The sequence below is a fragment of the Thalassotalea litorea genome (assembly GCF_043642205.1).
In the GTDB taxonomy this organism is placed as follows: Bacteria; Pseudomonadota; Gammaproteobacteria; order Enterobacterales; family Alteromonadaceae; genus Thalassotalea_A; species Thalassotalea_A litorea.
This window is the reverse complement of sequence record NZ_JBHZSG010000045.1, coordinates 1-12128: the sequence shown is the minus strand read 5'-3', so window position 1 is coordinate 12128 and position 12128 is coordinate 1. Positions and strand designations below refer to the sequence as shown.

The following is a 12128-nucleotide window of genomic DNA, read 5'->3' as shown; positions in this document are numbered from 1 at the left end:
TCAACGAACAACAAGAACTAGGAGAAGTAAGTTGAATAAATTAATTAAATCACTAGCATTCACTGCAGCTGCATCGACTATGCTATTTTCCGGCGCATCCATGGCCGCGGATCAAAAAATCGGTACAGTCAATGTACAAAAAGTCGTTTCTCAATTGCCTCAAATGGCAACGATTCAGCAAACCATTACCGCTGAATTCAAAGAGCCGATGGACGCGCTTAAAAAGCTTGAAGGGGATATTAAATACAACCTTGAAAAGCGTAAGCGTGATGAAGCGATTATGAGCAAGAAAGAACTTGAAGAACTGGACGGTAAGATTGAAACGTTAACCAAAGAATACCAGACTAAGGCACAACCGTTGCAACAGAGCCTTAAGCGTCGAGAGCAGGAAGAACAACAGAAAATTCTTCAACTGGTAAAAACATCAGTCGATAGCGTTGCTGCTGCTGAAGGTTTTGACTTGATTTTGCAACAGTCAGCAATCGTCTTTGCTAAGCCAGAGCTAGATATTTCAGCTAAAGTTGTAGAACAAGCATCAAAATCTAACTAAGAGCTGTTTAATGATTACATTAGCGGAGCTAGCCACCAAGCTAGGTGGCGCCGTAAAAGGCAACGGTAATTGTGTCATCCACAAGTTGGCAGCATTAGAAGAGGCCGGGAAGGGCGAGATCGCCTTTCTGGCTAATTCAAAATACCGGCAACATCTACAAAATAGTCAGGCGTCAGTCGTCATTATTAGCGAAGCTGACATTCCCTACTGTCCTACCAACGCATTGATTTTAGACAACCCGTATCTGGGGTTCGCTAAAGTCGCCCAATTACTTGATACAACACCAAACCCAAGTAGCGGTATCGCCGCTAGTGCGGTTATCGCAGAAGATGCCGTATTAGGAGCAAATGTTAGTGTCGGTGCGAACGCGGTGATTGAATCGGGCGTGGTATTGGACGATGGCGTGGTTGTTGGTGCCAATTGCTTTATCGGAAAATGTGCTAGAATTGGCGCCAGAACCAAGCTTTGGTCAAACATTAGTATTTATCACAATGTGGTTATCGGTGAAGATTGCCTGATTCAGGCCAACACAACCATAGGTTCTGATGGATTTGGATACGCTAATGATAAAGGCAAATGGGAAAAAATTCCCCAGTTAGGTACCGTAATTATTGGCGACAGCGTCGAAATTGGTGCCGGTGTTACTATTGACCGGGGCGCGTTAAAAGATACTGTAGTTGCGAAAAATTGTATCATTGATAATCAGGTGCACTTGGCTCATAACGTCCAAGTTGGCGAAGGTACCGCGATTGCCGGGTGTAGCGTTGTCGCAGGAAGTACGACAATCGGCAAATACTGTGTGATTGCCGGGCAAGTGGGGATTAACGGTCATATTAGTATTTGTGATGGTGTGGTGCTTACCGGTCAGGCGATGGTCACTAAAAGGATTAATAAGCCCGGCACATACTCGTCTGGTATGCCAGCAGCGGAAAGTCGTGAGTGGCGTAGAACAACCGCAAGATTGCGACAGTTGGATGATATGTATAAGCGCCTGAGCAAATTAGAAAAGCAATTGTCCAGCTCTAAGGATGATGCAAAGAATAACGGTTAAACAGAGGGATAGGTTTTGGAAATTAGCAAAAATGTCATAGATATCGAAGAAATAAAGGCGCTCATTCCGCATAGGTATCCATTTTTGTTGGTGGATCGGGTTCTAGATTTTGAACCGGGTAAATCCATTCATGCCATCAAAAATGTGACGGTGAATGAGCCGGTTTTTACGGGACATTTTCCAGGATATTCGATTTTTCCAGGGGTATTAATCCTGGAAGCACTGGCGCAGGCCAGCGGTATTCTTGGCTTTAAGAGCGTGGAAAATCGCGCTGACGGCGAAATGTTTTTATTCGCTTCCATTGATAATGCAAAATTCAAACGTCCGGTTCATCCGGGAGATACCATGCATTTGCATATTGAATTTCTCAAGGATCGACGAGGCATGTGGAAGTTTTATGGTGAAGCGAAAGTCGACGGGAAAGTCGTCTGTAGTGCGGATCTAATGTGTGCAAGAAGAGAGATGTAGTTAGTGATTCATCCGCAAGCGATTGTTGAGCCAGGTGCTCAACTTGGCAAAAATGTATCTGTAGGTCCGTGGACCTATATTGGGCATGATGTTGAAATTGGCGACGATTGCGTCATCGGCTCTCACGTAGTTATTAAAGGTCCGACAAAAATCGGCAAAGGAAATCGTATTTTTCAATACGGTTCCATTGGTGAAGAATGTCAGGACAAAAAATATGCCGGTGAAGATACTCGTCTTGTCATTGGTGATAATAATGTTTTCCGCGAGTGCGTAACCGTTCACCGTGGTACGGTTCAGGATCAATCCCTGACACAGATTGGCAGTAATAATCTGTTTATGGCGTATGCCCATGTAGCCCATGATTGTATGATTGGTGACAATTGTATTTTCGCCAATAATGCCACCCTTGCCGGACATGTTCATGTCGGCGATTGGGTTATCTTTGGGGGAATGTCTGGCGCCCACCAGTTTTGCCATATTGGCTCGCATGCATTTATCGCCGGTGGTGCTATTGTTCTCAAAGATACCCCACCATTTGTGATGGCTTCAGGTTACCCGGTTTCGCCGTTTGGCATAAACACCGAAGGGTTAAAACGTCGAGGCTTTGAAAAACAAGATATTCTGGCCATTCGTCGCGCCTATAAAGAAGTGTATCGTAAGAGTCAGACTTTGGCAGAAGCGATGCCTGCATTGACCGAACTTGCCAAAGAATCGAAACACGTTCAATCATTCGTTGATTTTATCAATAATTCCTCTCGTGGCATCATCCGCTAGTTTATGACAAATTCCAATCCAATAACCTTTGCAATTGTTGTTGGTGAGCACTCAGGAGATACCCTGGGTGCTGGCTTAATGGCGGCATTAAAACAGCGTTACCCAGATGCCAACTTTGTTGGTATTGGTGGTCCGAAGATGCTTAAACAGGGCTTTGACAGTCTGTTTGCCATGGAAGAATTAGCGGTGATGGGAATTGTCGAAGTTCTTGGCCGATTAAAACGACTGCTACATGTTCGCAAGACTTTGGTCCAACATTTTACCAATAACCCTCCTGATGTTTTTATCGGCATCGATGCCCCGGACTTTAATTTAGGACTGGAACAACGTCTTAAAGACAAGGGCATTAAAACCATTCATTATGTCAGTCCGAGTGTCTGGGCCTGGCGTGAAAAACGCATTTTTAAAATTGATAAAGCCACCGACATGGTGCTGGCACTTTTGCCGTTTGAAAAGCAATTTTATGACAAGCACCAGGTTGCCTGCACCTTCGTTGGTCATCCATTAGCGGATGATATTCCGATGCACAGCGACAAATCTGCAGCGCGACAAGAGCTGGGGTTAGATCGCGAAGCTAAGTATCTGGCGATTATGCCAGGCTCCCGGGGTTCGGAGTTGCAGCGCCTGCTTCCGGATTTCTTAGCAACGGCTAAGTTGTTGCAGGAAAAACATCCCCAACTCAAATTTGTGGCGCCACTGATTAACGATCTTCGATTGGCGCAGTTTGAACAAATTAAAGCAGAATGTGCGCCTCAATTGCCGGTGACTGCGATCGTGAACCAGACTCAGCAGGTAATGACGGCCAGTGATTGTCTGCTTACTGCCTCGGGCACGGTGACATTAGAAGGTGCTCTGGTAAAACGGCCTATGGTGGTTGCGTACAAATTTCAACAACTAACCTTTTGGCTGGGTCGACGCTTGGTTAAGCTCAAATGGTTTTCTCTGCCAAATTTATTGGCAAATAAGCCATTATTACCGGAGCTATTGCAATCGGACGTGACGCCAGAAAATCTCGCTAATGAGGTGGAGCCATTGTTGTACGCCGACCAGAAAATGCTTATCGATGAATTTACCAAGATTCATCAAACCTTAAAACAAGATGCCAGTGCCCGAGCGGCTGATGCTGTCGAGCTGGTATTGAACCAACAATAATTGGTGGCTTTGAAGTAATGATGGAACCTTATATCCTCCCGGATGTTGAATTGATTGCCGGCGTCGATGAGGTCGGGCGCGGTCCTCTTGTCGGCGCGGTGGTAACCGCTGCGGTGATCCTCGACCCGAAAAACCCTGTCTCTGGCCTGATGGACTCAAAAAAGCTGTCCGAGAAAAAACGCAACGCATTGGCCGAACAGATTAAAGAAAATGCGCTGGCATGGTGTCTCGGTCGTTGTGAAGCCTGGGAAATTGACCAGTTAAACATTTTGCAGGCAACCATGGTTGCGATGCAAAGAGCGGTGCAAGGGTTAAGCGTGCAACCACAAATGGTTTTAATTGATGGCAATCGTTGTCCGGATTTACCGATGCCAAGCGATAGTGTGGTTAAAGGCGATGCACGAGTAGCGGCAATCAGTGCTGCGTCGATTCTTGCCAAAGTTGCCCGCGATCAGGAAATGCATGATCTTCACGAGCAATATCCCCACTATGGGTTTGCTAATCATAAGGGCTATCCGACAAAAGCCCATTTGCAAATCATTCAGGAATATGGCGTACTGGATAATTATCGAAAATCATTTAAACCCGTAGCCGCAATTATCGACCGCAATCGTACTAAATAAGGAATTTTATGGCCGAGCCGAAGTTTGTTCATTTAAGAGTCCACAGTGACTTTTCTATGTCCGATGGTTTGAACAAGGTAAAACCGATTATTGCCTGCGCCAGTGGCCAGCATATGGCGGCCATAGCCTTAACCGATCAAACTAACCTGTGCGGCTTGGTTAAATACTACGGAGCCTGCCACAGCGCGGGTATTAAACCCATTATTGGCTGTGATTTCTGGGTGCAAAGTGACGAGTTTGAAGATGAACTGTTTCGCCTGGTGTTGTTAGCCATGGATAATACCGGCTATAAAAACCTCACTGAGTTAATTTCCAAAGCATATCTGCAAGGCCACGTTCAAGATAAAGCGGTGTTAACCAAACACTGGTTGGTGGAATACGGCGAAGGTCTCATTATCTTATCCGGAGGTCGCGAAGGCGACGTGGGTAAAGCGTTGATTAAAGGTAATCAAGAGCTGGTAGATTCATGCCTGGGATTCTATCAACAACATTTTGCCGATCGCTATTACCTTGAATTGATCCGTACATCACGGGATCAGGAAGAAAACTATTTGCATATGGCGGTAGCATTATCTGCGGAAAAACAAATTCCGGTAGTGGCTACCAATGAAGTGGTCTTTTTAAAATCAGAAGATTTTGATGCCCATGAGATCCGGGTGGCGATTCACGACGGTTTCACGTTGGAAGATAAACGTCGCCCGAAGCGTTATTCGAACGAGCAATACCTGCGCAGCGAACAGGAAATGTGTGAATTATTTGCAGACATTCCTGAAGCCCTGGCCAATAGTGTCGAAATCGCTAAACGTTGTAATGTAACCGTCAGGCTCGGTGAATACTTCCTGCCGGATTTTCCAACCGAAGGCATGCACATCAATGAGTTTCTGGTTAAAGTCTCAGAAGACGGTTTGCAAGAGCGACTGGAATTTCTTTTTGATGCCAACGCGCCGGACTTTGCCGAAAAGCGCAAACCCTACGATGAACGTTTAAAAATTGAGTTAAACGTTATCAACAATATGGGATTCCCGGGTTACTTCCTGATCGTTATGGAATTTATCCAGTGGTCCAAAGATAACAATATCCCGGTAGGTCCGGGACGAGGATCTGGAGCTGGTTCTTTAGTGGCTTATGCACTGAAAATCACTGATTTGGACCCATTGGAATTTGACCTGCTTTTCGAACGATTCCTAAACCCGGAACGGATTTCGATGCCGGATTTCGATGTCGATTTCTGTATGGACCGCCGTGATGAGGTAATCGATCATGTTGCCGAACTATACGGGCGTGATGCGGTTTCGCAAATCATTACCTTTGGTACTATGGCCGCCAAAGCCGTTATTCGAGATGTTGGCCGGGTACTTGGCCATCCTTATGGTTTCGTTGATCGCATCTCTAAATTGATACCGGGCGATCCGGGGATGACGTTGGCCAAAGCGTTTGAAGTGGAGCCGCGCTTACCGGAAGTGTATCAGCAGGATAATGAAGTTAAAGACCTGATTGATATGTGTCGGATACTGGAAGGGACGACACGAAATGCAGGTAAGCATGCCGGTGGTGTTGTTATCTCCCCGACGGTCATTACCGATTTTGCACCTTTGTACTGTGATGACGAAGGTAACAACCCGGTAACTCAATTTGATAAAAATGATGTTGAAGAAGCGGGACTGGTTAAATTCGACTTCCTGGGTTTAAGAACCCTGACAATATTGCAGTGGGCCATCGAAATGGCCGATGCAAAGTTGTTAAAAGCTGGCAAAGAACCCATCGATATCGCCGCAATCCCGCTTGCAGATGCGAAAAGCTACGAGTTATTGCTAAAAGCCGAAACTACGGCGGTATTCCAGCTCGAATCCCGGGGTATGAAAGATTTGATCAAACGTCTCAAGCCAGATTGCTTTGAGGATATGATCGCCCTGGTTGCCTTGTTCCGTCCCGGACCACTGCAATCGGGTATGGTAGATAACTTTATCGACCGAAAGCTTGGCCGGGAAGAAATATCCTATCCAGATGCCACCTGGCAACATGAATGGTTGCAGCCGATTCTAGAACCGACGTACGGGATTATTTTGTACCAGGAGCAGGTCATGCAGATTGCTCAGGTTCTGGCCGGCTACACCTTAGGTGGCGCCGATATGTTACGTCGGGCCATGGGTAAGAAAAAGCCTGAAGAAATGGCAAAGCAGCGTGGCGGCTTTAAAGAAGGGGCAGAAAAGCTAGGCGTCGATGGCGAGCTGGCGATGAAGATCTTCGATCTGGTAGAGAAATTTGCCGGTTACGGTTTTAACAAATCACACTCCGCCGCTTACGCCTTGGTTTCTTATCAAACGTTATGGATGAAGGCGCATTTCCCGGCACCATTTATGGCCGCGGTTATGTCTGCGGATATGGATAACACCGATAAAATCGTTACCCTGGTGGATGAATGTGCCAATATGGGACTGGATCTACTGCCACCAGATGTAAATTCTGGTTTGTATAAGTTTACGGTTAACGACGATGACCAGATAGTCTACGGCATTGGAGCGATAAAAGGGGTGGGTGAAGGCCCGATTGCGGCCATCATAGAAGCTCGAGAGCAGGGCGGAGCCTTTAAAGATCTATTCGACTTTTGTGCGCGCTTGGATCTCAAGAAAATTAATAAACGGGTGCTTGAAAAATTGATTAAAGCCGGTGCCATGGATAATTTAGGTCCACACCGGGCGGCGTTGTTTGCCAGCCTTGAAGAAGCGATTAAAGCCGCCGATCAACATGCAAAAGCTCAGGCTTTGGGGCAGGATGATTTATTTGGCTTAATTAATGTTGAACAGGAAGATACCCGTCAGTCATTTAAAGATGTGCCTCGATGGGCGGAAGATGTTTGGCTTGATGGTGAACGTGAGACTTTAGGCTTATACCTGACCGGTCACCCGATTGATCGTTATCTGGCGGAAATCAAGCATTATAGTACGGGACGGCTGGTAAGTTTGCAGCCTGCAGGTAAGGACAGAGTCCAGACTGCTGTTGGTTTGGTCATTGGGGTTCGTGTTCTGGTTAATAAAAAAGGCCGACGCTGGGCGTTAGTGACGCTTGATGACAAGAGTGCGCGCATTGATGTACGCTTGTTTCCGGATGACTTTGAACGTTATCAGGATATCCTTGAAAAAGATGCTATTTTAGTCTGTAGCGGACAGGTCAGCTTTGATGATTACTCCGGTGGTATTACAATGACCGGTCGAGAGATCACGAGTATTGCTGAAGCACGTGAAAATTATATAAAATCTCTTGATATACAATTGCATCGCACCCAAATCGGAGATAACTTTGTTACCGATTTTCATCGGGTTCTGGAACCTTTTAAAGAGGGGACATGCCCGGTACGAGTGTTTTATCAGCGACCAGAAGCCAGTGCGACCATCGAGTTAGGAACGCAATGGCGGGTAACCCCCAGTGATGCATTAGTACATGAATTAGGATTATTACTTGGCGCCGATAACGTCGCCATGGCATTTAAAGAATAAATCGTCGGGATATTCCCGCATAGATGATTAGGTAACCAATATGTCACTCAACTTTTTAGATTTTGAGCAACCCATTGCCGATTTAGAAGCAAAAATAGAAGAACTGCAATTGGTGAATCAGGGTCAAGACCTTGATTTGGATTTAGAAGAACAAATCGCTCAGCTGCGCAATAAAAGTGAAGAGTTAACCAAAAAAGTTTTTTCTGATCTCGATCCTTGGCAGGTATCACGAATTGCTCGCCACCCTGGTCGTCCGTATACGGTCGATTACATAAAGCGAATTTTCACAGATTTTGATGAACTGGCAGGTGACAGAGCTTATGCTAACGATGAAGCCATTGTCGCTGGTACGGCACGTCTTGACGGACGTCCGGTGATGGTTATCGGCCATCAGAAAGGTCGCGACACTGCTGAAAAGGTTCGTCGAAACTTTGCCATGCCACGTCCAGAAGGTTACCGAAAAGCCTTGCGCTTAATGGAAATGGCTGAGCGCTTCAACATGCCCATTATCACCTTTATTGATACCCCGGGTGCATACCCTGGAATTGGTGCTGAAGAACGTGGACAAAGTGAAGCGATAGCCCGAAACCTGAAGGTGATGTCTCGTTTAACGGTACCGATTGTTTGTACGGTGATCGGGGAAGGTGGTTCCGGTGGTGCTCTGGCGATTGGTGTTGGCGACCGGGTAAATATGTTGCAATATTCTACGTACTCGGTAATTTCACCGGAAGGTTGCGCATCAATCCTTTGGAAAACGGCGGAAAAAGCCTCGACAGCTGCTGAAGCGATGGGCGTTACTGCAGATCGTATCAAGGAATTAGAGCTTATCGACAACATTATCGAAGAGCCATTAGGTGGTGCCCATCGTGATTTTGATTTAATGGCAATGAATCTTAAACAGGCTTTGAAAGCGGATTTAGCCAGTCTTGAAGATCAACAAAAAGACGAGTTAATCGAAAATCGTTACCAGCGCTTAATGACATACGGTTATTGCTAAACGCAACCGTTGTGATTAACTAAGTGATAAAAATGTCCCTGTTTGGGACATTTTTTGTTTTAATGGCAAACTATACCAATCACATTAAATTAAAACTCACCCGTAGGGAGTTTATCTTAAGGCCCATTTACGGCCCCATATTTCATATATATAGAATGACTATATCAATGAAATCTATGTTGTAACTGGACCTCTGCCCTAACTCTGAGTTGTGCACAAACTTAATGGGATTGGTATTATCTATTGAAATCAAAACTGAGACAGCGAATCAATTGATGAACACCGACAACAGCAACCCGGTTTATGAGGCGTTAATTGCATTTTTAAATCGCCCTGAAATAGCAGGTAAATCGCTGCTACTTGGCTATAGTGGTGGTCTCGACTCGCAAGTTTTATTGCATGCTCTGACGGCGGTTAAAGCACAGAATAAAATCACCCCCAATATTCGCGCGATCCATATCAACCATGGTCTAAGTAATAATGCAGATGCCTGGCAGTCATTTACTAAAGAGCAATGCGCGACACTTAACATTCCTTATCAGGCGGTCCGCGTTGATTTAACGTTACAGCAAGGTGGTGGCATTGAGGAAAAAGCCCGCAATGCTCGATATCAGGCCTTTGCACAAAATCAGGGCCCCAACGACTTAATCCTTACTGCCCATCACATGGATGATCAAGCGGAAACCTTGTTATTAGCGCTGAAACGTGGTGCTGGTGTACTAGGTCTTAGTGCCATGCAAGCAATACGCACAATGCCGGATGTGGGGGTAATTGGTCGTCCATTGCTGGCATTGAGTCGTCGCCAGTTAGAAAATTATGCCGAGCAACATCAGTTGTCCTGGGTTGAAGATGAGTCGAACCAGGATCTAGATTTTGATCGTAATTTTTTGCGCCAACAAGTGTTGCCGATTATTCACCAGCGTTGGCAAAACTTTGCGAGCAGCGTCAGTAAATCAGCTCAGGTGCTACAACAAACTCAGCAATTGCTCGAAGAAGTCGCACAATCGGATTTACTACTATCTAACACAGAGCAGGCGATAGCACTGGATAGCTTGTTAGCCCTGTCGAAAAATCGGCAATTAAATGCGTTGCGCTACCGTTTTAAACAACTGCAAATTCGCATGCCGGAACAAAAACAATTGTTGCAGGCATTACAGCAGATTGAAACGGCTGCTCAAGATAAGAATCCACAAGTAAAGTGCGCCAATGTGATCCTGCGTCGATATCAAGGGCATTTGTATATAACCCGCGATTATCAAGACATTAAAAACTGGTCGAAACAGCTCGAGTTAAAGCACAACTGCGAAAGTCATGATATTGACTTACCTGATGGTTTGGGCACAATTCGAATCGAAACGTTAGCCCACGATAGCGAGCATGTGGAAGCATTGACAGCAAGTGCAGAACATGCAGAAACGGGTGTTACTCAATTTATCCAGGTGCCATTCGATGCCAACATATCCCTTCGTTGCCATCATGACAATCCGGTATGTAAACCTCAGGACAGAGCTCACAGTCGTCCCTTAAAAAAAATCCTGCAAGAGCGGGGTATCGCTCCCTGGTTGCGAAGCCGGCAACTATATATCTATGCGGACAGTAAATTTGCCGCTCTGGCGGGGCAGTTTGTGTGTCAGGGCTTTACCTTAGCAACGGATTTAGCGCACAATAAGCGCATCATAAAAATAACAACAAACATCATTCAAAAATAATAACCCTACGGGGCACCTGAAAATTCTTGGCGATGTCAAAACTTGGGTGACAATGGAGTATCTATGAATCTAATTTTAAAACTTGTGGCGGGTATTGCCGCCGGCTTTGTGGTCGGAATGTTTGCCCCTGAAGCGATCACCCGAACGTTATTAACCATTCAGACTTTAATCGGTCAACTTATCACATTCACCATTCCGCTGATTATCCTGTTTTATATCGCCAGTGGCATCGCAACTCTGCCCCAAGGCTCATCTAAGCTTTTAGGGAAAACGGTGGGTTTAGCCTACGGTTCAACCATTGTTGCCGGCATTTTATCTTTTCTGGTTGCCAGCAGTTTACTGCCGGGCCTGATGGAAGGGTCACAAATCGAAGCAATTGCTGAAGGCGAGGGGCTAAAATCGTTTATCGAGTTTTCCATTCCGCCAATGTTCTCGGTTATGACAGCTCTGGCATTAGCCTTTGTGTTTGGCCTTGGCATTAGCGCGACTAACGCCAAAAATTTACGCGCCAATTTGATTGAAGGGCGCGATATTATCGAATTGCTCTTAACTCGCATTATTATTCCGTTGTTACCGGTGTACATTGCCGGGGTTTTTGCGGAAATGACCGTTGCCGGTACGGTATTCGCAACATTGAAAACCTTTGCCGTGGTACTGGTAATGGCTTTGGTCATGCACTGGTTGTGGATCACTACCATCTATGTGGTGAGTGGCCTTGCATTAGGTCGTTCGCCTGTGGTTTTGTTAAAGAACATGCTACCGGCTTATTTTACCGCACTAGGGACCATGTCCAGCGCCGCCACTATCCCGGTATCTCTTAACTGTTCGAAACAAAATGGTGTTGATGATGGGGTTGTAAACTTCACCATTCCTTTATGCGCATCGATACATTTAAGTGGCTCGACAATCACCATTGTTACCTGCGCAACGGCAGTAATGCTGCTAACGGAATCGTTAACCGTACCAGGGTTACTAGGGATGATCCCATTCATTCTGGTTTTAGGTATTACTATGATTGCTGCCCCGGGAGCCCCTGGTGGTGCGGTTATGGCGGCACTTGGTCTGTTAGCCAGTATGTTAGGCTTTAACGAGGCGGCACTTGGTTTGATGATTGCATTGTATCTGGCACAAGATAGCTTTGGTACAGCGTGTAATGTGACCGGTGATGGTGTGATTGCCCTTTGGGTGAATCGTTTTGCCGGAGAAGAAGGTTTAACGGTTGTTAAAGATAACGACTAATACCAATCACATTAAATTATTGCTCACTCAGTGAGAATTTAAAGGCTTTTAGACAAGGCTTTGATTGCAGA

At 45.8% G+C, this 12128-nt stretch carries 10 protein-coding genes; all 10 read left to right on the top strand.

Annotation, left to right across the window (positions count from 1 at the left end; genetic code table 11):
* The first annotated feature begins 31 nt into the window (after positions 1 to 31).
* The 10 genes from ACHUFQ_RS14755 to ACHUFQ_RS14710 all read left to right on the top strand — a co-directional run bounded on the left by ACHUFQ_RS14755 (position 32) and on the right by ACHUFQ_RS14710 (position 12057).
* On the top strand, positions 32 to 550 hold the full coding sequence (locus ACHUFQ_RS14755; protein WP_394176612.1) for an OmpH family outer membrane protein: 519 nt from the start codon (positions 32 to 34) through the stop codon (positions 548 to 550).
* A gap of 10 nt (positions 551 to 560) precedes the next feature.
* The gene (gene lpxD, locus ACHUFQ_RS14750) at positions 561 to 1601 is read left to right on the top strand and encodes a UDP-3-O-(3-hydroxymyristoyl)glucosamine N-acyltransferase (protein WP_394176611.1); all 1041 of its coding nucleotides are present in this window, start codon (positions 561 to 563) and stop codon (positions 1599 to 1601) included.
* Positions 1602 to 1616: 15 nt separating this feature from the next.
* Positions 1617 to 2069: a 3-hydroxyacyl-ACP dehydratase FabZ gene (fabZ, locus tag ACHUFQ_RS14745; protein WP_394176610.1), complete on the top strand. Its 453-nt coding sequence runs from the start codon at positions 1617 to 1619 to the stop codon at positions 2067 to 2069.
* 3 nt (positions 2070 to 2072) lie between these two features.
* Positions 2073 to 2843: an acyl-ACP--UDP-N-acetylglucosamine O-acyltransferase gene (gene lpxA / locus ACHUFQ_RS14740; RefSeq protein ID WP_394176609.1), complete on the top strand. Its 771-nt coding sequence runs from the start codon at positions 2073 to 2075 to the stop codon at positions 2841 to 2843.
* 3 nt (positions 2844 to 2846) lie between these two features.
* The gene (gene lpxB / locus ACHUFQ_RS14735; protein WP_394176608.1) at positions 2847 to 3995 is read left to right on the top strand and encodes a lipid-A-disaccharide synthase; all 1149 of its coding nucleotides are present in this window, start codon (positions 2847 to 2849) and stop codon (positions 3993 to 3995) included.
* A gap of 17 nt (positions 3996 to 4012) precedes the next feature.
* Positions 4013 to 4618, top strand: a complete 606-nt coding sequence (gene rnhB, locus ACHUFQ_RS14730; protein ID WP_394176607.1) for a ribonuclease HII — start codon at positions 4013 to 4015, stop codon at positions 4616 to 4618.
* Positions 4619 to 4626: 8 nt separating this feature from the next.
* Complete coding sequence (gene dnaE, locus ACHUFQ_RS14725) at positions 4627 to 8112, top strand: DNA polymerase III subunit alpha (RefSeq protein ID WP_394176606.1); 3486 nt, start codon at positions 4627 to 4629, stop codon at positions 8110 to 8112.
* 40 nt (positions 8113 to 8152) lie between these two features.
* The gene (gene accA / locus ACHUFQ_RS14720) at positions 8153 to 9109 is read left to right on the top strand and encodes an acetyl-CoA carboxylase carboxyl transferase subunit alpha (RefSeq protein ID WP_394176605.1); all 957 of its coding nucleotides are present in this window, start codon (positions 8153 to 8155) and stop codon (positions 9107 to 9109) included.
* 224 nt (positions 9110 to 9333) lie between these two features.
* A complete protein-coding gene (gene tilS / locus ACHUFQ_RS14715) occupies positions 9334 to 10818 on the top strand; it encodes a tRNA lysidine(34) synthetase TilS (RefSeq protein WP_394176604.1) in 1485 nt (494 codons plus the stop codon).
* A gap of 63 nt (positions 10819 to 10881) precedes the next feature.
* Positions 10882 to 12057, top strand: a complete 1176-nt coding sequence (locus tag ACHUFQ_RS14710) for a dicarboxylate/amino acid:cation symporter (protein WP_394176603.1) — start codon at positions 10882 to 10884, stop codon at positions 12055 to 12057.
* Positions 12058 to 12128: the final 71 nt, after the last annotated feature.

Excerpts from the sequence above, each read along its gene's own strand:
- lpxD (WP_394176611.1), top strand. The coding sequence starts at position 561 with ATGATTACATTAGCGGAGCTAGCCACCAAGCTAGGTGGCGCCGTAAAA.
- lpxB (WP_394176608.1), top strand. The coding sequence starts at position 2,847 with ATGACAAATTCCAATCCAATAACCTTTGCAATTGTTGTTGGTGAGCAC.
- rnhB (WP_394176607.1), top strand. The coding sequence starts at position 4,013 with ATGATGGAACCTTATATCCTCCCGGATGTTGAATTGATTGCCGGCGTC.
- dnaE (WP_394176606.1), top strand. The coding sequence starts at position 4,627 with ATGGCCGAGCCGAAGTTTGTTCATTTAAGAGTCCACAGTGACTTTTCT.
- accA (WP_394176605.1), top strand. The coding sequence starts at position 8,153 with ATGTCACTCAACTTTTTAGATTTTGAGCAACCCATTGCCGATTTAGAA.
- tilS (WP_394176604.1), top strand. The coding sequence starts at position 9,334 with ATGGGATTGGTATTATCTATTGAAATCAAAACTGAGACAGCGAATCAA.
- ACHUFQ_RS14710 (WP_394176603.1), top strand. The coding sequence starts at position 10,882 with ATGAATCTAATTTTAAAACTTGTGGCGGGTATTGCCGCCGGCTTTGTG.